Annotated in this window: 19 protein-coding genes; 5 read left to right on the forward strand and 14 right to left on the reverse strand. The window is 54.1% G+C overall.

Features of this window, described 5'->3' with window-relative positions; translation table 11 throughout:
* Positions 1-130: 130 nt before the first annotated feature.
* From pncB to aspC, 4 genes are all read left to right on the forward strand, one after another.
* Positions 131-1,333 (forward strand): nicotinate phosphoribosyltransferase, encoded by a 1,203-nt coding sequence (gene pncB, locus HU143_RS14420; RefSeq protein WP_000191405.1) that lies wholly within the window; start codon positions 131-133, stop codon positions 1,331-1,333.
* A 169-nt stretch (positions 1,334-1,502) separates the two neighbouring features.
* A complete protein-coding gene (asnS, locus tag HU143_RS14425; RefSeq protein ID WP_000117868.1) occupies positions 1,503-2,903 on the forward strand; it encodes an asparagine--tRNA ligase in 1,401 nt (466 codons plus the stop codon).
* Positions 2,904-3,509: 606 nt separating this feature from the next.
* Complete coding sequence (gene ompF, locus HU143_RS14430; protein ID WP_000977709.1) at positions 3,510-4,601, forward strand: porin OmpF; 1,092 nt, start codon at positions 3,510-3,512, stop codon at positions 4,599-4,601.
* Positions 4,602-4,785: 184 nt separating this feature from the next.
* A complete protein-coding gene (aspC, locus tag HU143_RS14435) occupies positions 4,786-5,976 on the forward strand; it encodes an aspartate transaminase (RefSeq protein WP_000462648.1) in 1,191 nt (396 codons plus the stop codon).
* A 61-nt stretch (positions 5,977-6,037) separates the two neighbouring features.
* Here aspC and HU143_RS14440 read toward each other — a convergent pair whose 3' ends face one another.
* The 7 genes from HU143_RS14440 to cmoM all read right to left on the reverse strand — a co-directional run bounded on the left by HU143_RS14440 (position 6,038) and on the right by cmoM (position 16,982).
* The gene (locus tag HU143_RS14440; protein WP_001109471.1) at positions 6,038-6,685 is read right to left on the reverse strand and encodes an MBL fold metallo-hydrolase; all 648 of its coding nucleotides are present in this window, start codon (positions 6,683-6,685) and stop codon (positions 6,038-6,040) included.
* A 27-nt stretch (positions 6,686-6,712) separates the two neighbouring features.
* Positions 6,713-7,261, reverse strand: a complete 549-nt coding sequence (locus HU143_RS14445; RefSeq protein ID WP_000357052.1) for a YcbK family protein — start codon at positions 7,259-7,261, stop codon at positions 6,713-6,715.
* A gap of 259 nt (positions 7,262-7,520) precedes the next feature.
* A complete protein-coding gene (ldtD, locus tag HU143_RS14450) occupies positions 7,521-9,368 on the reverse strand; it encodes a L,D-transpeptidase (protein WP_023227171.1) in 1,848 nt (615 codons plus the stop codon).
* Between the two features lie 344 nt (positions 9,369-9,712).
* The gene (gene mukB / locus HU143_RS14455; protein WP_023227170.1) at positions 9,713-14,179 is read right to left on the reverse strand and encodes a chromosome partition protein MukB; all 4,467 of its coding nucleotides are present in this window, start codon (positions 14,177-14,179) and stop codon (positions 9,713-9,715) included.
* Positions 14,179-14,883: a chromosome partition protein MukE gene (mukE, locus tag HU143_RS14460; protein WP_000060025.1), complete on the reverse strand. Its 705-nt coding sequence runs from the start codon at positions 14,881-14,883 to the stop codon at positions 14,179-14,181. The genes mukB and mukE overlap by 1 nt, the downstream gene beginning before the upstream one ends.
* A complete protein-coding gene (gene mukF / locus HU143_RS14465; protein WP_001288828.1) occupies positions 14,864-16,186 on the reverse strand; it encodes a chromosome partition protein MukF in 1,323 nt (440 codons plus the stop codon). Before mukF ends, mukE begins: the two co-directional genes overlap by 20 nt.
* Complete coding sequence (cmoM, locus tag HU143_RS14470; RefSeq protein WP_001154025.1) at positions 16,179-16,982, reverse strand: tRNA uridine 5-oxyacetic acid(34) methyltransferase CmoM; 804 nt, start codon at positions 16,980-16,982, stop codon at positions 16,179-16,181. The genes mukF and cmoM overlap by 8 nt, the downstream gene beginning before the upstream one ends.
* A gap of 135 nt (positions 16,983-17,117) precedes the next feature.
* Between cmoM and elyC the strand changes: the two genes are divergently transcribed.
* A complete protein-coding gene (gene elyC, locus HU143_RS14475) occupies positions 17,118-17,894 on the forward strand; it encodes an envelope biogenesis factor ElyC (protein WP_001579089.1) in 777 nt (258 codons plus the stop codon).
* On the opposite strand, the gene HU143_RS14480 is transcribed toward elyC, so the two are convergent.
* The 7 genes from HU143_RS14480 to HU143_RS14510 form a co-directional block, all read right to left on the reverse strand.
* Complete coding sequence (locus HU143_RS14480) at positions 17,874-18,767, reverse strand: YcbJ family phosphotransferase (protein ID WP_000436889.1); 894 nt, start codon at positions 18,765-18,767, stop codon at positions 17,874-17,876. The genes elyC and HU143_RS14480 overlap by 21 nt on opposite strands.
* Positions 18,768-18,977: 210 nt before the next feature.
* Positions 18,978-19,724, reverse strand: coding sequence for a 3-deoxy-manno-octulosonate cytidylyltransferase (kdsB, locus tag HU143_RS14485; protein ID WP_000011576.1), 747 nt, complete (start codon positions 19,722-19,724; stop codon positions 18,978-18,980).
* Positions 19,721-19,903: a protein YcaR gene (gene ycaR, locus HU143_RS14490; protein ID WP_000350061.1), complete on the reverse strand. Its 183-nt coding sequence runs from the start codon at positions 19,901-19,903 to the stop codon at positions 19,721-19,723. The genes kdsB and ycaR overlap by 4 nt, the downstream gene beginning before the upstream one ends.
* A gap of 51 nt (positions 19,904-19,954) precedes the next feature.
* Positions 19,955-21,187 (reverse strand): winged helix-turn-helix domain-containing protein, encoded by a 1,233-nt coding sequence (locus HU143_RS14495; RefSeq protein ID WP_023227169.1) that lies wholly within the window; start codon positions 21,185-21,187, stop codon positions 19,955-19,957.
* 44 nt (positions 21,188-21,231) lie between these two features.
* A complete protein-coding gene (gene lpxK / locus HU143_RS14500; protein ID WP_000561679.1) occupies positions 21,232-22,209 on the reverse strand; it encodes a tetraacyldisaccharide 4'-kinase in 978 nt (325 codons plus the stop codon).
* Positions 22,206-23,954, reverse strand: a complete 1,749-nt coding sequence (gene msbA, locus HU143_RS14505) for a lipid A ABC transporter ATP-binding protein/permease MsbA (RefSeq protein WP_000551246.1) — start codon at positions 23,952-23,954, stop codon at positions 22,206-22,208. The genes lpxK and msbA overlap by 4 nt, the downstream gene beginning before the upstream one ends.
* A 36-nt stretch (positions 23,955-23,990) precedes the next feature.
* Positions 23,991-26,255, reverse strand: a complete 2,265-nt coding sequence (locus HU143_RS14510; RefSeq protein WP_023227168.1) for a ComEC family protein — start codon at positions 26,253-26,255, stop codon at positions 23,991-23,993.
* Positions 26,256-26,301 lie beyond the last annotated feature (46 nt).

Below are 26,301 nucleotides of genomic sequence, written 5' to 3' on the forward strand. Positions count from 1 at the left end.
GCGCTCGACCCTAAAGACAGCTTATGGTGTGATCGGGGTTCAATAAATCGCTAAACAAGGTATACTCCAGCGGTTTTCTTAGTTGTTTATTGTACTAAACGCTCCCGTGAGAGGACGCAACAGCGCACCTATGACACAATTCGCTTCTCCTGTTCTGCACTCGTTGCTGGATACAGATGCTTATAAGTTGCATATGCAGCAAGCCGTTTTTCACCACTACTATGATGTGCAGGTAGCGGCTGAGTTTCGTTGCCGTGGCGACGACCTGCTGGGTATTTATGCCGATGCTATTCGCGAGCAGGTGGACGCGATGCAGCACCTGCGCCTCCAGGAGGACGAGTTCCAGTGGCTCTCCGGCCTGCCCTTTTTTAAACCGGATTATCTGAACTGGTTACGCGAGTTTCGCTATAACCCAGCTCAAGTCTGTGTCACCAACGATAACGGCAAGCTGAATATTCGCTTAACCGGCCCGTGGCGTGAAGTCATTATGTGGGAAGTGCCGCTGCTGGCCGTGATCAGTGAGCTGGTTCATCACTACCGCTCGCCAAACGCAGGCGTTGATCAGGCGCTCGACGCGCTGGAAAGTAAGCTGGTTGATTTCACTGCGTTAACCGCCAATCTCGATATGTCCCGCTTCCATCTGATGGACTTCGGCACCCGCCGCCGTTTCTCTCGTGAAGTGCAGCAGGCGATAGTTAAACGTCTCCAGCAGGAGTCATGGTTCGTCGGCACCAGCAACTATGATCTCGCGCGTCGCCTGGCGCTGACGCCGATGGGCACTCAGGCGCACGAATGGTTCCAGGCGCATCAACAAATCAGTCCGGACCTGGCGACCAGTCAGCGTGCCGCGTTGGCCGCCTGGCTTAACGAATATCCGGACCAGCTTGGTATCGCATTGACAGATTGCATTACAATGGATGCGTTTTTACGCGATTTCGGCATTGAATTCGCCAGCCGTTATCAGGGGTTACGCCACGACTCAGGAGACCCTGTCGCATGGGGCGAAAAGGCGATTGCCCATTATGAAAAGCTGGGGATTGATCCGCTGACAAAAACGCTGGTCTTTTCAGATAACCTTGATCTGCAAAAGGCGGTCGAGCTCTATCGCCATTTCGCCTCTCGCGTGCAGTTAAGCTTCGGCATCGGTACCCGACTGACCTGCGATATCCCTCAGGTAAAACCGCTCAATATCGTGATTAAGCTCGTGGAATGTAACGGAAAGCCGGTGGCTAAACTTTCCGACAGCCCCGGTAAAACGATCTGTCATGATAAAGCGTTTGTGCGCGCGCTGCGTAAAGCGTTCGATCTCCCGCAGATCCGCAAAGCCAGTTAATTCTTCCCAGGGAGCCTGCCAGGGCTCCTTTTTCAGGTTTATTTCCGAAATCTTTCACTTCAGCTGCGATTTCTGCTTGTCTGATTGCAGATGCCAGGTAACATAGGAATACCCCCATTTCGGGTGGACAAGTGTTTATTTTTTCCGACTATTAACTAGAGAGAATATTATGAGCGTTGTGCCTGTAGCCGACGTACTCCAGGGCCGCGTAGCCGTTGACCAAGAAGTCACCGTGCGCGGATGGGTGCGTACCCGCCGAGATTCAAAAGCTGGCATCTCCTTCCTCGCCGTTTATGACGGCTCCTGCTTTGATCCTGTACAGGCTGTCATCAATAATTCTCTGCCCAATTATAATGAAGAAGTATTACACCTGACGACAGGCTGCTCCGTGGTAGTAACAGGTAAGGTTGTCGCGTCGCCGGGACAGGGGCAAAGTTTCGAAATCCAGGCCACGAAAGTAGAGGTCGCAGGCTGGGTGGAAGATCCGGATACCTACCCGATGGCGGCAAAACGCCATAGCATTGAGTATCTGCGTGAAGTCGCGCATCTGCGCCCGCGCACCAACCTGATTGGCGCGGTAGCGCGCGTCCGCCATACTCTGGCGCAGGCGCTGCATCGCTTCTTCGATGAGCAGGGTTTCTTTTGGGTCTCTACCCCGCTGATTACCGCTTCCGATACCGAAGGCGCTGGCGAAATGTTCCGCGTCTCAACGTTGGATCTGGAAAACCTGCCGCGTAACGACCAGGGCAGAGTAGATTTTGACAAAGACTTTTTTGGCAAAGAATCATTCCTGACCGTCTCCGGCCAGCTCAACGGTGAAACGTATGCCTGCGCGCTGTCCAAAATCTATACTTTTGGGCCGACCTTCCGCGCGGAAAATTCCAACACCAGCCGTCACCTGGCGGAGTTCTGGATGCTGGAGCCGGAAGTGGCGTTCGCCGATCTGGAAGACAACGCCCGTCTGGCGGAAGCCATGCTGAAATATGTCTTCAAGGCGGTTCTGGAAGAGCGTGCGGATGATATGAAGTTCTTTGCCGAACGCGTGGATAAAGACGCTATCGCTCGTCTGGAGCGTTTTGTCTCTACCGACTTCGCTCAGGTGGATTACACCGAGGCGGTCGCCATTCTGGAACGCTGTGGTAAGACATTTGAAAACCCGGTGTTCTGGGGCGTCGACCTCTCTTCCGAACACGAACGTTATCTGGCGGAAGAGCATTTCAAAGCGCCGGTAGTGGTGAAAAACTATCCGAAAGAAATTAAAGCGTTTTACATGCGCCTTAACGAAGATGGCAAAACCGTAGCGGCCATGGATGTGCTGGCGCCGGGAATCGGCGAAATCATCGGTGGTTCCCAGCGTGAAGAGCGTCTGGATGTGCTGGATGCCCGTATGGCCGAAATGGGGCTGAATAAAGAGGATTACTGGTGGTATCGCGACTTGCGTCGCTACGGTACTGTACCGCATTCCGGCTTTGGCCTGGGCTTTGAACGCCTTATCGCTTACGTCACTGGTGTGCAAAACGTGCGCGATGTTATTCCGTTCCCACGGACCCCACGCAACGCCAGCTTCTGATTTTTACGTCACACTCAAGGCCAGCTATGCTGGCCTTTTTTTTCGCCTGAATGTCAGTTTTATTATCAATAAGTAAATAAATTTAATTACAACCCTCTGAATTACCACATCTTGTTACTGTATATTTCACGAAAATATTTACACATAAAAATTAATCCTTAATTTTATTGCGGATTAGATTTTTCTGTTCTAATAGCACAATTTTTCACCACAATTTCAGACATCCAGACTTCTAAATGGCTATTTTTATGAAATAGCTCGTCTGCTGCTTTTTCAGGCACAACGGTTCTACAAGCCAATAATTACAATAAAATCATAGTGATAAAAGAAAAACGATCAAATCAAAGCGAGAACTCAGGGGAAGTTTGACGTTGTTCACAAAGTTCCGCGAAAATAACATTTGTTTACATATTTTTTCCTTTTGAAACTAAATCTTTATATTTGTAGCACTTTCACGGTAGCGAAACGTTAGTTTGAATGGAAAGATGCCTGTCAGACACATAAAGACACCAAACTCTCATCAATATTTCTGTAAAGTTTTATTGACGGAATTTATTGACGGCAGTGGCAGGTGTCATATAAAAAAACCAATGAGGGTAATAAATAATGATGAAGCGCAAAATCCTGGCAGCGGTGATCCCTGCCCTGCTGGCTGCTGCAACCGCAAACGCAGCAGAAATTTATAATAAAGATGGTAATAAGCTGGATCTGTACGGTAAAGCCGTCGGTCGTCACGTATGGACAACGACCGGCGATAGCAAAAATGCCGACCAGACTTATGCCCAGATTGGTTTTAAAGGGGAAACGCAGATTAACACCGATCTGACCGGTTTCGGTCAGTGGGAATACCGTACTAAAGCAGACCGCGCTGAAGGCGAACAGCAGAACTCGAATCTGGTCCGTCTGGCTTTCGCGGGTTTGAAATACGCGGAAGTGGGTTCAATCGATTATGGTCGTAACTACGGTATCGTTTACGATGTTGAATCCTATACCGATATGGCCCCCTACTTCTCCGGCGAAACCTGGGGCGGCGCCTATACTGATAACTACATGACCAGCCGTGCTGGCGGTTTGTTGACCTACCGTAACTCTGACTTCTTTGGTCTGGTGGACGGTCTCTCTTTCGGTATCCAGTATCAGGGTAAAAATCAGGACAACCACAGCATTAACTCTCAGAATGGCGATGGCGTAGGTTACACCATGGCATATGAGTTCGACGGCTTTGGCGTCACCGCAGCGTACAGCAACAGCAAGCGTACTAACGATCAGCAGGATCGCGATGGTAATGGCGATCGCGCAGAATCGTGGGCCGTTGGCGCGAAATATGATGCAAACAACGTCTACCTGGCTGCCGTATATGCTGAAACCCGCAATATGAGCATTGTTGAAAATACGGTTACCGATACCGTGGAAATGGCAAACAAAACGCAGAACCTGGAAGTGGTCGCTCAGTACCAGTTTGACTTCGGCCTGCGTCCAGCAATCTCGTATGTGCAGAGTAAAGGTAAGCAGTTGAACGGCGCCGACGGCTCGGCCGATCTGGCGAAATATATTCAGGCGGGCGCGACTTACTACTTCAACAAAAACATGAACGTATGGGTTGACTACCGTTTCAACCTGCTGGACGAAAACGACTACAGCTCCAGCTACGTTGGCACCGACGATCAGGCGGCTGTCGGGATTACTTACCAGTTCTGATCAGCAGACCCCTTTGTTTTATGCCTCAAAAACAGGACTTCGGTCCTGTTTTTTTATCTCTCTTAGAGAAAATGTGCGTCTTTCAAAAACAGGCGGGCTTTTTAGCGCTAACGGTTGGCATTTTGTAAATCTGCCGTTAACCTGATAGCGGATTTCCCTTCTGTAACTATAATGGAACCTCGTCATGTTTGAGAACATAACCGCCGCTCCTGCCGACCCGATTTTGGGCCTGGCCGATCTGTTTCGCGCCGATGACCGTCCAGGGAAAATTAACCTTGGCATTGGCGTATATAAAGATGAAACCGGCAAAACACCGGTGCTCACCAGCGTTAAAAAAGCCGAGCAGTATTTACTGGAAAATGAAACGACGAAAAACTATCTCGGCATTGACGGGATTCCGGAATTTGCTCGCTGCACTCAGGAACTGCTGTTCGGCAAAGGCAGCGCGCTGATTAACGATAAGCGCGCACGCACGGCGCAAACGCCGGGCGGTACCGGCGCGTTACGCATTGCCGCCGACTTTTTGGCAAAAAATACTCCGGTAAAACGGGTGTGGGTGAGCAACCCCAGCTGGCCGAACCACAAAAGCGTGTTTAACGCTGCCGGCCTGGAAGTTCGGGAGTACGCTTACTACGATGCGGAAAATCACTCGCTGGATTTTGAAGCGCTACAAGCCAGCCTGAGCGAAGCACAGGCCGGCGATGTGGTTCTGTTCCACGGTTGCTGTCATAACCCAACCGGCATTGACCCTACTCTGGAACAGTGGCAGGTTCTGGCTGAGCTTTCCGTTGAAAAAGGGTGGCTGCCGCTATTCGATTTCGCCTACCAGGGCTTTGCCCGCGGCCTGGAAGAAGATGCGGAAGGTCTGCGCGCCTTTGCCGCGCTGCATAAAGAGCTCATTGTCGCCAGCTCCTACTCCAAAAACTTCGGCTTATATAATGAGCGCGTCGGCGCCTGCACCCTCGTGGCTGCCGATGCGGAAACCGTGGATCGCGCTTTTAGCCAGATGAAATCCGCCATTCGCGCTAACTACTCCAACCCGCCAGCGCACGGCGCGTCCATCGTCGCGACTATCCTGAGTAATGACGCCCTGCGCGCTATCTGGGAACAGGAACTGACGGACATGCGCCAGCGTATTCAGCGTATGCGTCAACTGTTCGTGAATACCTTGCAGGAAAAAGGCGCGAACCGTGACTTCAGCTTTATTATCAAGCAGAACGGGATGTTCTCATTCAGCGGTCTGACCAAAGATCAGGTGCTGCGTCTGCGTGAAGAGTTTGGCGTTTATGCCGTGGCTTCTGGTCGCGTGAACGTGGCGGGCATGACCCCGGATAATATGGCGCCGCTGTGCGAAGCCATTGTCGCGGTACTGTAAAAAGCTGCCGACTGGCGTGACCGATAAAAAAGCCTGCACATTGCAGGCTTTTTCATTCTGCTTACCAGACCGGCATCTCATCTTGCAGGAAGGGATTATGCAGACGCTCGTATCCGAGCGTAGAGAGCGGGCCGTGGCCAGGAATAAAGGTCACATCATCGCCAAGCGGCAATAATTTACGCTTAATGGCGTCAATCAACTGGGTGTGATCGCCGCGAGGAAAATCGCTGCGCCCGACGCCACCTTTGAAAATCACATCGCCGGAGATCAGCAGTTGCGACTGTTCATCAAAGAAAACCACGTGTCCCGGCGTGTGTCCCGGACAATGTAACACCTGTAACGTCACATTCCCCACGCTGACGCGATCGCCGTCGTTCAACCAGCGATCAGGCGTCAGCGGCTGACACTCATCCAGACCAAACATGCGGCTTTGCGCCGGCAGTCCTTGCAGCCAGAACTCATCTTCTTTTTCCGGACCGATAACAGGAACGCCGTAATGCTGCGCCAGTTCACTCGCCGCGCCGACATGATCGAGATGCCCATGCGTGAGTAAAATTTGCATCAACGTCACGCCGCTGGCGTCCACTTCCTGTTTAATTTTTTCCGCGTCGCCGCCCGGATCGACCAGCGCCGCCAGCCGGGTTTGTTCGCACCAGATTAATGAACAGTTCTGGGAGAACGCGGTGACCGGAATAATACGATAGTTCATACTGCTCCTTTGATTAAGCCTCGCTGATTACCAGTGCCGCGCCGGCCCGGTATCAATATGCACAAAGTTACTACGTGGGTAATATCCTACACCACCTGCGCGCATAGATAACGCCGCTTTGCGAATATTGCTCAGCGCCACGCCTTCAATATGAAAATCCATCGCCTGCCCTTTTGTATGGTAGCTTTTTTTCGCTACGCCGCTGCTACGGGCGCGTAATTCATTATTGGTATCAAGAGAACGGTAGCCTGAGATGAGCTGCACAGGTTTACGCGTCCCTAACAGCCCCTGAAGTCGGTAAAGTTGGTCAAACAGGCGGGGATCGATTGATCGGACTTTATTCGCGCGATAGTCACGGAAAAAATGGTTTAACTTTGCTAATTCATCCTGAATGTAGGCTCTTCCATCGAAAAACTCCGCCTTGATTGACTCTCCGGTATGGAGATTGTTTAACGTCAAAATGCGCGGGCGTGGGGTCGAGAGTGTGGCAAACGCTGGCGCGGGCAGGATGGCGGCGCCGAGAGCGACACCACCAAGCGCCAGCAGCTTGCGGCGATTAGCGTCAAATTTGTCCATGATAATCAGGTCTACAGGTCAATGTTATCGTTAATACACTTCTACCTTTAAGCAGACATGATACCGGCTGGCACAGACTTCTGAACGGCCCGGTCGACTTAAAGGTTGTTGTATATGCACTTCTGGCGCACGAAAGGCACCTTAACTGCCGATAAAGCCCGCGTCAAGATGGCCCTCCCCCAGCCACAACGGGGGTCTACAGCGAAACGCCCCGTTGAAGCCAAACATTAGGACAACATATTTACCAGAACTTCTTCATTTACCTGATTAATTGTTCAACCTTTGGCACAATTTGTGCGCTGGATCGCGCTGTGAGATCGTAATTGTAAATATCTGTACGATATTGCATACGTCCATCTGCGCCGACAAACGCGGTCAGATAGTAAAGATTTACTGGAATGTTCTGCCGGATATTGACATACCGCGTGTCGCCTTGCTTCAGGGCGCCTGAGATCCGCGCATCGTTCCAGCCAGCATCCTGCAAGAGCATATTCGCCAGTTCAGAGGCCTTATTGACCCGCACGCAGCCGGAACTTAACGCCCTGGCGTCACGCTGAAAGAGAGTATGGTTAGGCGTATCGTGCAGATAGATCGCATCTGAGCTCGGCATATTAAATTTATAACGCCCCAGCGAATTGTGCGCGCCTGGCGCCTGCTGGAAACGGAACGGAAGATTCGATGGCGTAATGGTGGCCCAGTCAACCTGCCACGGATCGATCGCTTCTTTGCTGTTCCAGCCGCGCATCACGGTGTAGCCATGGCGCTCCAGATAGCCTGGGTCATTCCACACCTTCGGTAAAATGTCTTTACGCGCAAGCGTGGGCGGAACGTTCCACGGCGGGTTCACCACCACATTATTCAGCGCGCTGCTCATCATCGGCGTTTTACGATCGGGACGCCCGACGATCACCCTTGAAGCCAGCACCTGGTTGCCATTCTGATAGTAGACCAGCGAATAAGCGGGAATGTTTACCATAATACCGGTAGAGAGTTCCGCCGGCAGCAGGCGTAAACGTTGGATATTCAGTGCCAGTACGCCTGCGCGTTGCGCGGGGGTCATATTAAGCCAGTTACGCGTCGCCGGGCCAATAACGCCATCCGCCCCCAGCCCTTGCCATGCCTGAAAACGCTTTACCGCCTCGACCAGTTCACGATCGTAGGCGCGTGCCGCCGGAGCCGACTTACTACGGCGGGCCGTTGGTTCGTCGACCGGCTGCGCCACCGATGTTTCGACTACCGCGGCGGAGGGGCTGACGACGGCACTATCAGCAGTGTTATCGCCGGGTAAGGCTATCTTTGGACCGCCATCCAGCATCCCCGTACGCTGTAATATTTCGCGCAGCGCAGGCACATCGTTACTCCATTGCCCCGGGCGCAGCGTCGCGGTATTGGCCAACTGCGGCCACGGCCGAGAGTCCGCCACCAGCTTCAGCAACGCGTCATGCATGGGCGCATACTGTGGATGCTGCGGCGCCAGGCTGGCGACAAACATCGGCAACTGGCCCTCTTCCAGCGCGATTTGCCACTGGTTAATCACCGAGACTGGCGGCGTCGCCAATGCGTAAGGTTTGTTGCTATATAACCAGCGCTGGCCTTTGACGGGGATATTCGCAATGAAATGGAGATAGCCCATCATGGCGTCTGACAACACAACATCGCGCGCCATACCGTTTACGGCGGGATTGGTCAACAATGCCACCCAGGCGGTAAACTGCGGCTGGAATCCGGCAATCGCCACCTCCGCCAACTGTTGCTGGAAGGCTTTCACCGCATCGCGATTATCCCACATGGGCTTCATGTCGCGCGCGGCATACAGCAATGTCAGTTGGCTCATATAGACCGGCGTATAGCCGGAAGGAAGCTGCGACTGTAAATCAGCCCGGACTTTCTCGGCTGAAACGCCCTCCGGCAGCGGCTGAATCCCGGCCATAATCGCCGTCGCGGCGGATTGCTTCTGCGGCCCAGCCTGATCCGTCGCGGCAACGGCGCTATCGCCAGGTATCATTTCAGGCTCATCGGCCTGCGCATTGAACAGTGGAGCGAATGTTACGGCCAGGCATAAACTGATTGCCGACAGACAACGACCACACATCTTATTAAGCAACATCCCTTGCCCCCTGTTTTCGTTATCATACTCCGCATGACTACGCTGCCCGCAGCGCGGGTCAACCGCAACCAATGCTTTTGTTTAGTATGACGAGTCAGCCTGCTCACTCGTCAGGCTTAACTCCAGTATATAAAGTTCGTTACGTTTTTGCCTAACCTAATGTAAAGAAGTTTAAAGAAAATGCACTACCCGGAGAGATTTTTCAGATAAAGAAAAAGGCGGCTTTCGCCGCCCCAGGCTAATGATAAAACAGAACTTGTTGTGCCGGATGGCGGCGTAACCGACTTATCCGGCCTTGCCTGATAAGCGAGGCGCCATCGGGCACTTCATCGTTTCTGCCGTGTTTAACTCGCTTCTGAAGGCGTATCTTCCGTCTGCGTACCGGGAAGCGTTTCCGGAAGCTGTGGCGCAAAGCCACGCAGCCCGACAACATGAACATGCTCAGTATTCTGAAACACTTTACGCACCAGTTTATACGTCGTGCCCTTCTCCGGACTGATGTTTTCCGGCGCGGCGATGATGAGCTGCATCTGCAAACGTTCGCATAGTTCAAACAGCGTGGCAATAGAGCGCGCATCCAGACGCGCCGCTTCATCGAGGAACAGCAGGCGACATGGCGAAATATCTTTCCCGCGCAGTCTGCGCGCTTCGTCTTCCCAGCTTTGCACCACCATCACCAGAATTGACATCCCGGTCCCGATAGCTTCCCCCGTTGATAGCGCGCCGGATTCCGCACGCAGCCAGCCGTCGGACCCACGGTTAACTTCAACTTCCATTTCCAGATAGTTACGGTAGTCCAGCAGCTCCTCGCCGATGGTCTGCGGCGTGCGTTGCCCCATATCGATCTGCGGATTCAGGCGCTGGTACAGTTTCGCCAGCGCTTCGGAGAAGGTCAGACGATTGCTGTTAAACAGATCCTGATGCTGCTCCTGCTGTTCTGAAAGCACATCCAGCAAGGTGGCATGCGTTTCACGCACGTTGACGTTTAACCGCACGCTATTCACCTGGCCAAACGAGACGCTTTGCAAACCCTGGTTCAGCATACGGATACGGTTCTGCTCACGCTGGATAGTTTTGCGGATAATGTTTGCCACGCTGCGGGAACTGATCGCCAGCTTTTGCTCACGCGATGTCAGCTCTTCCGTCAGACGGCTCAGTTCAATCTCCATTTGTTCAATGGCTTCAACCGGATCGTCGGTACGAATAATATCCTGACGAATACGTTCGCGCAGATGCTGGTAAACGGCCACAAAGAACTGGATTTTACGTTCCGGGCGTTTCGGATCTTCCGACAGACGCAATACGTCGCGCAGATGTTCGTTATCCGCGACGGCCAGGCGCAGCGCGCCCAACGCCTTATCCGACATGGAGCGCAGTTCATCCGCCGACAGATAAGCCAGCTCACGACGGTGCAGACGGCGTTCCACGCCATTGTCTTTCACCATCCGCATGACTGCGCACCAGCCGGCTTTCGCGGTCACAACCTGCTCGCGCATTTCATGATAATCGCGCTCCAGCTTGCGCAGCTTACGGGTCAGGTTCTCCATCTCCGCTTCGCAGAAGGTGAGCGCTTTCTCAAGCTGATTGCGACGCGAACGGTTATTGCTCAACTGGGCGTGCAGTTCATCGCGACGCTGGCGGGCACGCTCTTCCGCCCCGCTGTCGGCGCGAACGCCAATATCCTGTAATTCGCGCTGCAAATCGTTAAGCAGCTCTTTTTTCGTGTCGTAAGAGCTTTTTAGCGAGGCCAGGACCTGGCTGTACTGACTTAACTGCGCGGCATGGCTGCGCAGCGCTTCGCGGGCGCGGGTACGCTCGGCTTCCGCCTGCTCCAGCCGCTGGCGCAGCCTTTCGTTGAGATCGCTGTTGCCGCTCAGCATTTCCGCCGAGTCGGAATAGCTGAAATGCGCCCGACGTTCGACAACTTCAGCCAGAGCAAAAGCCTGCTGGCGCGCGTCGCGCTGCATTTGCTGCGACCATGCATAGTCTTCTTTTAATTGCTCAAACTGTTCCGGATCGCTTTGCAGAACGGAAACTACTGGCTCCAGTTTGGCTAACTGGTTTCCATATTGCTGCACAAATCGCGCCGCTTCCTGCGCCTCATCCAACCGCTCCTGAATTTCATCGACCCGATCGGCCAGCGTTTCATCGGCCAATAAATTCAGCCGCGGCAGCAAACGGTTAAGCGCGGAAACGCCCTCTTTGGCCTGCTCAAACTGAAGGCGCTGCTGCTGGTTGTCGCTTTCATGCGTCGCCAGCGCGCGCTCCAGCTCGACGCGACGCCCGTTCAGTCGGCGAATTTCCGCTTCCGGATCGTCCTCAAAGGCAACGGAAAGGTGGCTGCCGATAAAACGGCTGAACGCCTGGTGCAAACGCTGGGTTTTCTGCACGTCAAACGAGAGCGTGGCAAAGCGCTCGGAAAGCACTTCCCGTTCCGCATGGAGACTCTCAATACGGTTCTCACGCGCCGCGCGGCCAAAAATAGGCAGCGACGGGAAACGCGAATAACGCCACTGACGGTCGGCAATTTTCACGACCACCGCCTTTTCCAGCTCGTCAACGCTGAATACGCTGTCATCAAAAGACTGCGGATCGCCTTCGATCAGGTACAGATCTTCCGGGCAGTCGGTCAGACCTTCAAGCTGTTCGGCTATTTGCGATAAATCCGGTACGACGATCGCATGGCGCGACGGGCCATACAGTGCGGAAAAGTACGGCGCATCTTCAAGACTGACATCATCGTAGATTTCCGACAGCAGTACCCCGCCAAAACGCTCCGCCAGCGCATTCAAACGCTGATCTTCCGCGCCGCCCGGCTGGCTTAAACGTTCGATCTCTTCATCAACCGCATTTTTACGCGCGCCCACTTCGTCGCGTTCGACAATGGCTTCGCGCTCACGCTCCAGTAGCTGTTGCAGGTATTCGGTCACTTCCTGGCTGGACGTAAACTCCTCGCCGCACTGTTCGCTAAGCTGGTTCAGGCTATTCTGCGCCGCCAGCCAGACAGGAGCGCGTTGCATCAGATGCTGGATACGGGATTGCAGCTGTTCCTGTTCCTGACGCAAGGCCATACGCTGTTCGCTGGCTGACGACACGCTATCAGACAAGGACGCGATGCGGGCTTCCAGCTCCTGATGCAGCGCTTCCAGTTCGTCAATATCAAAATTTTTGCCCTGTCGCTTACAGAACTCAGCCAGCAGACGTTCCGCCTCTTGCTGCTCGCGCAGCCGCTGTTCCAGTTCGCTCAGGCGCATCCGCAGCGGCTGTACCTGTTCCGCCAGATGACGCTGGTTCACGCCGTCCCGTAACAGCTCGCGCGCCACGTCCCAGGCTTCGCTACGCGCCAGCGGGCCGTTGATCGCCGCTACCAGCTGGTAAGCCTGCTCAAACTGGCTGTGCGCGGTTTGCGCCACGCTCATTTTTTGTTCCAACGACAGCAGTTTTTCCGTAGCTTCCTGCTCTTTTGCCTGGAAAGTATCCAGCCATTCGGCGGCGCTTTCCGGCGTTAGATCCGGCAGATGGCAAAGTTCTTTAGCGCGGGCGAGCGCTGATATCGCCTGGTTATACTGAATCGCGCGCGTTTGCTGTACATCCAGCGCCTGCTGGTAATCCGCAAGCTGGCTTTTGAGTTCATCGACTTCCAGCTCGGCGGCTTCGGCACGCGCTTCATTTTCGTCCTGCATTTCGGCGGCTTCCGCCACCACTTCGTTTTGCTCTTCGAGTCGAATCTGCAGCTCTTCAAGATCCGCTTCGTAGCGTTCAATTTTTTCCTGCTGACGCAGCGCGGTTTGCACCAGATTCAGGTGATCGCTCGCCGCCTGGTAATCCGCCTCAAGAGAACCTTCGGCGCCGTTATGTTCGCCCAACTCACGGGCCATATCGACGTGCTTGTACTGCTCCGCCGCCAGTTGTTTGCGCGATGTGTACAGTTCGCGTCGAAACGCCAACGCCTGATCAAGGTGAACCCGACGCTCATTGGCGTGGCGCATATAATCCGCCGCCACATAATCGGTGGCTTCGCTGATCAAATGCTTAAACAGATCGCGATCGGATTGGGTAACACGAATCGCTTCCAGCGTGAGTCGGTTCTCGCGCAGCGCCGCTTCCATATCCTGGAACGCCTTGCGCACGCCGCTGTTTTCCGGCAATAAATAATCGCGTAGCGATCGGGTAATGGCGCTGGAGATCCCGCCGTACAGCGAGGCCTCTATCAAACGATAGAATTTACTACGATCGGAAGCGGAGCGCAGACGACGGGCGATGATCCCTAAGTCAAACATCAGCGAATGATAATCGGTGATGGAGTTAAACTGCTTAAACTGCACGCCTTCCATCTCGTCAAGCTTGTCTTTCAGCTCAGCAAGCGACAGTACGCGCGCCTGACGTTCGTTTAATGTCTCCGTCACCAGTTGTGTCGGCTGTACCGACATCGGCAGCCCCTGGATAGCGAACGGTTTGATGTCCACTTTGCGATCGCGCCCAGCGACCTGCTGCAGACGCACGCCGACCACCACCCGCTGATGGCGGGAATTAATGGTGTCGAGCATGGAGTAACAGACGCCCGCCTTCAGCTTACCGTGCAGACCTTTATCGCGCGAACCGCTGGTGGCGCCGGCTTCCGTGGTGTTACGAAAGTGCAGTAATGTAAGATCCGGGATCAGCGCCGTGACGAACGCCGCCATCGTCGTGGATTTCCCGGCGCCGTTGCCCCCGGATAACGTCGTGACCAGTTCATCCAGGTCAAAAGTGCGGGCAAAAAAACCGTTCCAGTTAATCAGCGTTAGCGAGCGAAATTTACCGCGTTCAATCATTATTCTTCCTCTCCACTGTCCGGCTGACTCTCTTCGGTCTCATCATTAAGTTGCAGATGGTTTTCAATGGGCATCGCTTCCCCGTCGCGGATGAGACGACGCTGCGCCTCGCGAGGATCGTCGCCGGCGCGGACATCCGCGCCAAAGCGGAAGACCGATTCGGTAATGCGGAATTTGCTGCTGTCGTGGCCCATAAACCATACCATGCCCAAACGACGCAGGCGGTTCAAAGAAGAACGCACCTTTTCCTGCAGTTTCTGACGATCAACATCAGATCCCGTCGAGCGGTTATTCACCAGCTTTAGCAGTTTGGCTTCATCCGCAAGGGTAAGCAGCTCGTCATACAACTCCTGCTGAGTAAAGATCCCTTCGTTGGCCAGACGCTCCGGGCTAAGATAGAGGTAGCAGAGAATTTTACCGACCATCATATCCAGTTCGGATAACACCGAGCGCGGGATAAGCGTGGTAGAACGCGGACGCAGGTAGAAGAACCCCTCCGGCGCGCGAATCAGTTCCACGTTATAACGCGCGTAAAACTCTTCCAGGTATTCCTGAAAATCCATCAGAAAGGCATGATTATCCAGTTCGTCCAGCCCGATGTGGCGGCCCGAACGTAATGCGCTATCCAGCGCCGGAAATAACGGATTCGCCAGCGCCTGCGCCAGCTTAACCGGCATCACTTGTTCAATATTTGTCAATGACATGCGCCTGTACCTTGGCTCCGTAATCATTAATCGGCTGCCATTTGGCTGGCAGTCCGGTGAAATCTGCTTGCGCTACGCCAAGACGTACCGCTTGATCGATAACAATACGCGCCACGTCGAAATGACGCGCGCGCGGGTATTGCGCCAGATACTCGCGCACCACCAGCCCAAGATCCAGTGGCGTTTGTCTGGTTTTGTAGATAGCCAGCTGTTCTTCAATGATGGCCGCTAACTGCTCGCGGATCTCGTTAAACTCTTCATATTCCAGATCCGGCGGCAACTCCCCGGTGACTTCATCGTCACGCAACGCCATCTCTTCATCGCGCATATCCAGCAGACGATCGGCATTCGCGTAGGTTAGCGCCCACGGATCGTCAAAATAAGTCTGCACAGACTGGCGCAACCGCTGGGCGAAGACACGGTTTTTATCCATATCGATCGCGGTACGGATAAATTTATGCACGTGACGATCGTAGCCGATCCATAAATCAATAGACTGCTGACCCCAACTGATAATGCGGTCGAGTTTACTTTGTAAGTCAAACACCAGCCTGTCGACAAAATGCAGATCGTCGTGCGTCATCGTGGCATCCTGAATGCGCAGCAGGTTAGCCTGCAGCTTATCGCCCGCCGCCTCCAGCGTATCCTGCAACTCGCGCAGCGTACCGGACGTTTCGGAAAGCAGCAGCTCACAGCTGGAAATCGCCGCCCGCCAGTCTTTATTCAGCAGTTGTGCGATATCGTCTTTCACCTGCTGCTGCTGTTCATCCATAATGCGCTGGGTGAGATCGATACTGTCGAAAATCTCCGCCACCGAATATTTCAATGGCGCGTAAACATTGCGATGCCAGTGGAACTCATCGCCACCCTCCGCTGCCGCATCCGCCGCGCGCTTCAATTCGCCGGCCACAATCGACAACTGCATAGAAAGACGCAGCGTAGAGAATTCGCGTTGACGAATGTAGTAATCGGTGATGCCAATCCCGAGCGGCGTTAATCGGTAAATCGCATTGCCTTCCGCCTGCTCGCTGGTAAAGCGGTTCAGCAGACGTTGACGCACCATATCGTTAATCGCGTTATTAGCGCGCACGCCGATGGTTTCGCTGGTTTGCTCAAACGCATCACTCACATGGCGGAATGCATCCACCAGCTCGCCTTCACTCATCTCGCCGTCAAGGCGTTCGCCGTTCAACGTGGCGACCGCCAGCAGAAAGGAAAGTCTGTCTACCGGCAGCGAGATGGAAAAGTCGTTTTTTCTGGCCCAGGCAACCAGTTCGGGGACTGTCTGGGAAAATTCACTCATAGGTTATCCTTGCATCTGCGGCTAGCGCCGGGCTTTTAATCGCGGTGACATGAATGTAGCGCCCAAGGCTAATATACGGCTCCTGGCGGCAATAACGCGTTTCCAGTTCGACCAGGGTCTCATAACAGTCACGCTGCTGGTGTTTTTCACGCAGATAATCATGAAACACACGCACGCCGGTTTTACCGGTAATCTGCCAGCCAATCGCCTCCAGCCACTGGTACACCTGCGCGGGGTCGCGCGGGTAGTCAGGCGACAGCGTGCGCTTCTTGCGTTTAGGCATCCCCGCCTGCACGTAGTCAAAATTACCCGCCACCATATTGTGCATCAGCAAACCGTTAGCGTTATAGAACATCAACGACAGCGCGCCGCCAGGGCGCAATACTGACCAGAGCGTTTCTAATACGCCGACAGGATCGGCTACCCACTCCAGCACAGCATGAAACAATATCAGATCAACCGGGCTTTCCAAATGCGAAGCGACGTCCTGAGCCGGGCATTGTATAAAATGCATGTCTTTGCTCACACCTTTTGCCTCGGCCGCCTGCCGCGCGCGGGCGATCATTTCGCCAGACAGATCGCATAACGTCACCTGATGGCCGCGTTCCGCCATCTTAATCGCCGTTTGCCCTTCGCCGCCGCCGGCATCCAGTACCCGCAGTTTTCGCCCGCCAATCTCCTCCAGCACGCGATCCAGGTCTTGCCACAGAATGGCTTGCCGCAGTTGTCCTTTGGTCGTGCCGTAAATGTTACGGGAAAACTTTTCAGCAATGTCATCAAAATTGCGATCCTGCATCGGACTCTCCACAGGCTGGCTCAGGCGTTATCTGATAAAACCGCTATTTTGTCACAGCCGCGGCCAGAATGAACCTGTCTGGTGTAATATCACCGTTAATCCTCCGCTATATGGTTAAAAAAGGAACCAAAAAGGATGCTTTTTACGCTAAAGAAAGTGATTGGCGGTATGTTATTGCCGCTTCCGCTGATGTTGCTGATCATTGGCGTCGGCCTGGCGCTGCTCTGGTTTAGCCGCTTTCAGAAGACCGGAAAAGTATTTATCAGCGTAGGTTGGCTGGCGCTATTGCTATTAAGCCTGCAACCCGTTTCCGACCATCTGCTGCGTCCGATAGAAAACCGCTACCCTACCTGGCAGGGTCCGCAAAAGGTGGAATATATTGTGGTTCTCGGCGGCGGCTATACCTGGAACCCGCAGTGGGCGCCGAGCTCTAATTTAATTAACAACAGCTTACCGCGGCTGGCGGAAGGCATTCGGCTGTGGCGCGCGAATCCGGGAGCAAAGCTAATTTTTACCGGCGGCGTAGCAAAAACCAATACGGTAAGCACGGCGGAAGTCGGTGCGCGGGTGGCGCAGTCACTGGGCGTACCGCGTAGCGATATTATTACGCTGGATAAGCCAAAAGATACGGAAGAAGAAGCCGCCGCCGTTAAGCAGGCCATCGGCGACGCCCCTTTCCTGCTGGTAACCTCCGCCTCGCATTTGCCGCGCGCGATGATTTTCTTTCAGCATGCCGGGCTGAATCCGCTTCCCGCACCGGCGAATCAGTTGGCGATCGATTCGCCGCTCAATCCCTGGGAGCGGGCAATTCCGTCCCCGGTCTGGCTGATGCACAGCGATCGCGCTGGGTATGAAACATTAGGGCGACTTTGGCAATGGCTGAAAGGCATATCAGGCAAGCCAGGGGAGTAATGATTTCGCCGCCAGATCAAAATTGGTACGGTTAAAACGTCCGGTATTGACCAATTGCGCAACCTCGTCCCACAGCACATAGAGCCAACGCCGCCAGATGAATGACTCCGCCACTGGCGCGCGTTGCAGATAATGCCAAAGCAATCCCTCCGCCAATGGATTATCCATCAGGCGAAACAGTTCGAACTCTCTCGGCGCCCACAGCATCAGCCCGGGGCCGACCATCGCCAGAAGCTGATCGCTACGGGCGTCTTTAAGCATACTGCGCAGGCAGAAGTTGCCATGCACCAGTACGCAGTTGTCGTTAAACCCTTCAAATAACGAAGGAAGACATTCTCTGGTACGAAACAGAATGCGTCTGTCCTGCATCGTCAGACCGGTATTGCTGAACTGATTTAGCGTCGTCCACAGCACCTCCACCCGCTGACGATACCAGGAAGGCCAGATATTCTCCTGAGTATGGTCTACGGCGCCCACGCAACCGCGGCTATCCTGCCGATGCCAGGCTAACAGCCCTTCGACAATCTGATCTTTTAGCTGTTCCCAGCGTTCCGGAGTGCGCGCCGGCGCCTCGACCGGCACACCGCGCAGTCGTTCCAGTAGCAGCACATCCGGACCAGGATGCTCTTCATGCGTCAATACGCCATAGATTACCGGCATCCTCACCGTACCGCTACGCGCCAGCATTGAGGTTTTCCAAGCCAGTTGCTGCGCAACGCCGGGAGTGGTAAAACTTCGCGCCATCAGCGGCATCGGAATGCCCTGGCTGTCATATAATGACCACAATGCGGAATCCGCTTTCTCATTCACGCACTCTATACGGCTAAGTTTTTCACCCAACAAATGACTGAGTTCGGCCCGCAACTGTTCCATTCCAGATTACCCCCATTAGTGCTACTGCTTTAATAATGAGCGTCGTATGGACAGATGTCACCCGTATCAGATCAAGGGAAGAAAAGAAAAATGAGGAAAATCGTAACGGTACGAGAAAGCCGCCACTAGTGAGCAGACGTGAGTATTCATCTTTGCGCTACCATACCGCGCTGTTCATGACCGTCTAAGACGATCATGAACAGGATCATGTTAACGCATTTCAGCGCGTACGCGCTCCAGGTCGTCGGCGGTGTCTACGCCCGTGCCGGGCACCGCTTTGGCGACGGCGACATGAATTTTTTCGCCGTACCACAGCACACGGAGTTGCTCCAGCATTTCAATATGTTCCAGCGGGCTGGGTTGCCAGCTCACGTAACGGCGGATAAATCCCGCGCGATAGCCATAAATGCCCAGGTGACGAAGGCAAGTATCCCCTACCGTTTCCAGACTTTTTGCAAAGCGATCGCGATCCCAGGGAATCGTCGCCCGGGAAAAGTAAAGCGCATAGCCTTCAGCATCCAGCACGACTTTTACCGCATTCGGGTTAAACGCTTCTTCGGCGCTGTGAATCGGCACCGCCAGCGTCGCCATGCCAACCTGGCGCTGCGCCAGATTTTCCGCGACCTGGCGAATAATAACCGCCGGGATCATCGGCTCATCGCCCTGAACGTTCACAATAACGGTATCGTCGCTGAATCCGCACTTCTCTACCACTTCCGCCAACCGTTCGGTGCCGGACTGGTGATCGGCGCGCGTCATGCACACTTCGCCGCCAGCCGCTTCTACCGCACGAGCCACGTCTTCATGATCGGTCGCGACAATAATGCGTTCCGCGCCAGATTCGCGCGCCCGCTCCAGGACATGAACAATCATGGGTTTACCATTAATATCCACTAATGGTTTGCCTGGCAGTCGGGTAGATGAAAAACGGGCCGGAATGATGACAACGAAACTCATGATTTACTCTCATCAGATGTCAGGGCGCGAGCTTCATTTTCCAGCAATACAGGAATGCCGTCGCGTAACGGGAAAGCGAGATTATCCAGTTTGCAAATTAATTCTTGCTGTTCCTGGTTATACCAGAGTTTGCCGTTACATACCGGGCAGGCGATGATTTCAAGCAGACGATGATCCATAGTTCCTCCAGATGGACCGGATTGTGAATCCTTCAATATTAACATAATCGGTTATGGTGCAGGGTCTATTTCCCAGCCATGACGCATGGCGCTAAACAGGCCTGGCGGACATTGTCCCAGCGTCACGCGCGATGCTCGTTGCCAGGCAGCAAACGCGCTAATGGCCTGCCAGATTCCTTTTTGCAGACTAACGCCAGGGCGAATATCGTCCTCCAGATACAGCGAGATAACCTCAAGCACCCCCGTTTTACGGTGCATTTTGGCATCCATTCGCCCGACTAAACGGCCCTGGTATAATAGCGGCAGCACAAAATAACCGTACTGGCGCTTCGCCGCAGGCGTATAACATTCCAGCCGATAGTTAAATCCGAAAAGCTGCGCTGCCCGCTTGCGATCCCATACCACAGGATCGAAAGGCGACAGTACTGCGCTATGGGTCGCCTTTAAGGCGTTATTTAGCGCCGGTTCAAGCTGCGAAAGAAGATCGGCATGAAGCCACATCCGCCCCAACGTTTCCACCTCGACCGGAATAATCTGCTGCTGTTCCGCCCGGCTCTCCCGCCATCCCTTCAGGTCAGGACGTTTCAGGCGGTAGTAATCCGCCAGCCACTGTTCACGGAAAATCCCCAGACTGCGCGCGCTATTATCCAGCATCAGGCTTTCCGCCTGCGGCTGTGACAGTCCATCACGTTCATCATCCCAGTGCGGCATCACACGGGGCGTTAAATCGTATACACGTTGAAAATTACGCCGCTCAACAACCATGACTTTTCCGGCGGTAAATAAACCCTCAAGGTGGCGTTTATGTGGTTTCCATTCCCACCAGCCGCTGACGCCTTTCTGCGCATGTTCAAAATCGGCAGAACGCACCGGACCGTGCTCCTGAATATGCCGCACTAACTGTTCTATTTCTTCCGCGTGCTCATGCATCCATGCCGCGCGATATTTCCAGCCCATCTTTTCCGGCGACAGCATACGATGGCGGATAAGTTTAAAGTCGCGGCGTGGTAAGAAACAGGCCTCATGCGCCCAGTATTCTATTAACTCACCGCGTCGCAGCGCCTCATCCATCCAGGCCTGCGGGTACGGACCGAGACGGCTAAACAGCACCAGATAAGGGCTACGTGCGACAACATTGATGGTATCAATTTGCAGCAACGCCATGCGTGAGATGGCGGCAAGAACATCGCCAGGCATCGCGTTACGGCGCGGCTTTTTCAATAGCCCCTGCGCAGCAAGGTGAAGACACCGGGCCTGGGAAAGAGAAAGGTACGGCAATGACATTCATGACTCCATAAATTCATCACTGCCGCTGCATTGGGGGGACGCTAGCGAACCAGCGAGGTGATATGTTCAAGCAACTTATCAGGCTGCTCACCGGACAAACGCGCATCAACCGGTAAGAACCACCAGTTATCTTCGGCAAAAGCACGGCATTTCACCGCGTCTTTTTCCGTCATTACCAGGGTCTGTCCTTCACCGACCAACGCCTGAACGTCAGCAGGGGCGAGCGTTTGATGATCCGCCAGCGGGACACACTTTTGCGGATGCGCGCCACAGGCTTCCAGCGTGGCGAAAAAGCGCGGCGGATGACCGATGCCCGCCATCGCCACAATATTGCTCAGCTGCGCCACATCGCAACGCGCTCCCGTACGTAAGTTCACCGCCAGTCCAGGCGCTAGCTGCATGGGTATTTCACCCGCCCGGGCGACGCCGCCATTCACGATAGCGGCGTCCACGGTTTTCAGGCGACTGGCGCGTTCGCGCATAGGGCCGGCAGGAAGCCACCAGCCGTTGCCAAAACGGCGCACCCCGTCAATCACCACAATTTCAATATCTCGCGCTAGTCGGTAATGCTGCAACCCATCGTCGGTGATAATAATCTGCACATTATGCGCCGCCAGAATCGCTTTCACCGCCGCGGCGCGTTCAGGCGCCACCGCGACAGGCGCGCCGGTCCGTTGGTAAATCAATACCGGTTCATCTCCCGCTTCTGCGGTTGTCGTCTCCGGCGTCAGAAGTAGCGGATAAGCGGCAGCTTTCCCGCCGTAGCCGCGGGAAACGACCCCCACGCGCACGCCACGCTGTTGCAGCTTTTCCACCAGCCAAATGACTACGGGGGTTTTACCGTTACCGCCAGCCGTAAGATTCCCTACCACAACCACCGGTACCGGCGCTCGCCAGGCGCGTTTAAAACCAAGCTTATAGCTCAGACGAATCGCCCCGCTCACCAGGCCATACAGCCAGGAGAGCGGCAGCAGTAACCGCCATAGCGGGGATTCACCCGACCAGATACGCGCAATCATTGGCCAAATTGCATCTTATGTAGCTGGGCGTAAACGCCGTGTTGCGCCAGCAGCTCGCTATGAGTGCCGCGCTCAACGATAATACCGTCTTCGACCACAACGATCTCATCCGCCTGTTCGATGGTGGAGAGACGGTGCGCAATCACCAGAGAGGTACGGTTTTTCTGCAGCTCATCCAACGCTGCCTGAATCGCACGTTCAGATTCGGTATCCAGCGCGGACGTAGCTTCATCAAGGATCAGAATCGGGCTGTCGCGCAGTAAGGCGCGGGCGATCGCGATACGCTGGCGCTGACCGCCGGAAAGCAGTACGCCGTTTTCGCCGATGATGGTATCCAGGCCATTATCCATCTTATTGATAAAGTCCATGGCATAGGCCATGCGCGCCGCCTCTTCAATCTGCTCGCGGCTGTATTCTTCCGTCCGGGCATAAGCAATGTTATTGGCGACCGTGTCGTTAAACAGATGCACGTTTTGCGAAACCAGCGCCACCTGATTACGTAGAGAGGCCAGAGTGTATTCGCGTAGATCGTGACCATCCATCAGGATGTGCCCTTCATCAATATCGTAGAAACGGGTGATCAGACTGGCGATAGTTGATTTACCCGATCCGGAACGCCCCACCAGCGCCACGGTTTTCCCGGCAGGAATTTTCAAATTGATGTTACGCAATGCCGGCACTTCACGGCCCGGGTAAGTAAACGTCACATTGCGGAATTCGAGATCGCCGGTCGCGCGGTCAATGACACGTTTACCTTCATCTTTCTCCTGTTCGCTATCCAGAATCGCAAACAACGTTTGACAAGCCGCCATCCCACGCTGGAACTGCGCGTTAACGTTTGTCAGCGATTTTAATGGACGCATCAGCGCGATCATGGAGGAGAACACCACCGTGATGGTCCCTGCCGTCAGGCTATCCATTACGCTTGGGAAGCTCGCAGCATAGAGAACAAACGCCAGCGCCAGCGAGGCAATGAGCTGAATGATAGGATCGGAAATTGACGAGGCAGAGACCATTTTCATGCCTTGCAGTCGCATCTTATTGCTGACTTTATCAAAGCGTTTAGTTTCGACTTCCTGACCGCCGAAAATCAGTACCTCTTTGTGTCCTTTCAGCATTTGTTCAGCGCTGGTAGTCACTTGTCCCATCGTGTTCTGCATATTTTTACTGATGCTGCGGAACCGCTTTGAGACAACGCGAATCGCAATCGACACAATCGGCGCTAAAACAACCAGGATGATCGACAGCTGCCAGCTGTAATAGAACATCATAATAAACAATCCGATGATCGATGCCCCTTCACGCACAACGGTAATCAGCGCGCCAGATGAAGAAGAGGCAACCTGTTCTGAATCGTATGTAATACGCGACAGCAGCGTACCGGTAGACTGTTTATCAAAGAAGGCGACGGGCATTCCCATCATATGGCCAAACAGGCGACGGCGCATGGTCATTACCACCTTGCCTGACACCCATGAAATACAGTAGCTGGAGATATAGCTAGTGATGCCTCGTAATATCATCAGCCCAATAACCACCAGCGGCATCCACAGCAACACTGAGCGATCCGTTTTACCGAAACCATCATCCAGTAATGGCTTGAGGAGCGATAGCATGAAGGTATCGCTGGCTGCGTTGAGAATTAACGCTATGCCCGCCACGATCAGACCTGCTTTAAAAGGCGCTATGGTTGGCCACAGTCGGCGGAAGGTCTGCCACGTAGAGAGATCTTTATCGTTATGCATTCAAAAAACCAGCATTTGTTGAAATAGCCGCATATTCTACCCGTTATCCTCGGACACGCCAAACCACTGATGATACCAGCGAGGTAAAATTTGATCCCGTAAGCCTTGTATGCGCCAGCCCTGCGGAGAAAACCGCAGCGAAATTTGCCCCTGGTGGGGTGTATCAAACCACTGATACGCCTGTTGCCGGTAGCGCTGTTTTACCTTGCGGGACGGCAGCCGCCATGCGTTATAGCGCGATGCGGACGCCAGCGCCGCTTCACCATGTACGCGCTGAATAAATGGTAGCGACGACGACGTATTACTACCATGATGCGGCACCTGGATAAACGTCGCCGCAAGATGTCGCCAGTAACGACTTAGCATTTTTTGTTCAGCGCCCGCTTCAATATCGCCCGTGAGCAGGATGCTATGTACGCCGTCATCCACTTTGACCACACAGGAACGGTTATTTCCTCGATCGGCACTTTCGCGTAACGGCCAGTGCGCCTGAAACGTTAACCCCTGCCATTGCCACTGCTCGCCGCGAAAACAGGGCAAATGTCCCTGCCAGCCTAACGGGCTGCGAATCCACATTGACGGCCAGACCTGCTGTAGCGAACGCAGCCCGCCCCGATGATCCAGATGCTCATGACTCAAAATAACGCCCTCCGGCGTCAGATTATGCCAGCGCAACCAGGGAATAATAACCTGTTGCCCGCTGTCGCCCTCCGGCCATGCCCGACCGGTATCGTAGAGTATTACTTTATCGCCCCTGACGATCGCTATCGCCAGCCCCTGACCAACATCCAGCATATGCACCTGCCATCCACTGGCGTTTATCGGCCGCCAGAGTGGCCAGCTCATCAACAATAACCCGCATAAACAGACCGCCGGACAGGTACGCCAGACGTTTAATCGCCACGCGATAAGCGTTAGCCAGGGTAAAAGCGTCAGCCACTGCCAACGGTTATCAATATTGACCCAGCCCTGCGGTAAAGCATTCAACAGGTAAAATAGCGCGGCTAACGCGCGATCGGTCAGGTACCATACCCACTCTTCAAGAAAAAACGGCCCGGTTAAATGCAGAATCATTCCCGCCAGGATGAGCGGAACCGTCACAAATGTGACCCAGGGTACGGCAAAAAGATTCGCCAGCATTGCGGTAACGCTTATGCCATGAAAAAGCGCCACCTGGAGAGGCAAAAGCAGAAGTGTAATGCCTGCCTGTAAGTGAAGCAGGTTAAGCAACCAACGTAAGCCCCGTGGAAAATTTCCGTTTGGCGCAGGAAACCACTGATACCAGAATAACAGGCCGGCAACCGCAAATGCTGACAGCCAAAGACTTTGTGATATAACCGCCACAGGATCGGCGAAAATAATCGCGGCCAGACAGCAGCACCAGACTTGCCAGCCGCTCCACTGTCGTCCGCTTAATTTTAATCCTCCCCAGACGCTCAGCGCCACCACCGTGCGCAGCGCAGGCGGTTGTAAGCCGGTAAGCCAGGCATAACATATCGCGCAAAGAATGCCGCCCAGCAATGGTGTCTGCCAACGAATCCATCTGACCGGCAAAAAGAATTGTCCGCCACGGATTAATCCGGCAGCCAATAACGCGGCAAAAGCGATATGCAGGCCGGAAATCGCCATCAAATGGGCAGTCCCCGTATCGCGCATAACGGCCTTCACCTCCTGCGACACCGCTCCCCTCTCTCCCATTCCCAACGCCAGAATAACCTGCTGCCACGGATAAGGCGCAAGCGTAGCGCGAAGCGAAGCAAGATAGCGCCCACGCAAGCTACACTCAGGGTTAATCGCTTTAGCCTGTAGAAAACGCCCGGTCAACGGTTGGTGCTGCGCCAGCGCGTAACGTTGGCTATCAAAACCGCCTTCGTTAAGCTGTCCGTGTACCGCTCTGACCTTCAGCGTCATCGCCCACTGTTGCCCGGCACACACTTCCATGGGTAAGTACTGGCCATGCAGGACAATCCCTACAGCAGGAAAGAGCGGCTTTCCGCGCAAATGGGTGATTCGCCCATAATGAGTGGTCATATGATCGGTGGCAGTAATGACCACTGTCGCCTCCTGCGTCGCGGCGGGCAGGACGTTTCCCGCCCAGATGGCCTGCCTGGCGGCAAATATCCCCCACATGAAAAAGAGCAAGGTTAATGCCGCGTAGCGCGCATAGTGATGGGGTATGAGGCAAAGCAAACATGCCAGACAAAACAGCACCGCGAGAATCCACGTGTCAGGTAATACTGGCAATATCATGAGCGGAAGTATGCCGCATACTACGCATACGCTGACCGTCGTTATCTTCATAGACACCTCCCTGTGCGGGAAAGTGTGCAGGTTCAGGACGCCATTG

Source organism: Salmonella sp. SJTUF14076, assembly GCF_015534835.1.
Classification (GTDB): Bacteria; Pseudomonadota; Gammaproteobacteria; order Enterobacterales; family Enterobacteriaceae; genus Salmonella; species Salmonella enterica.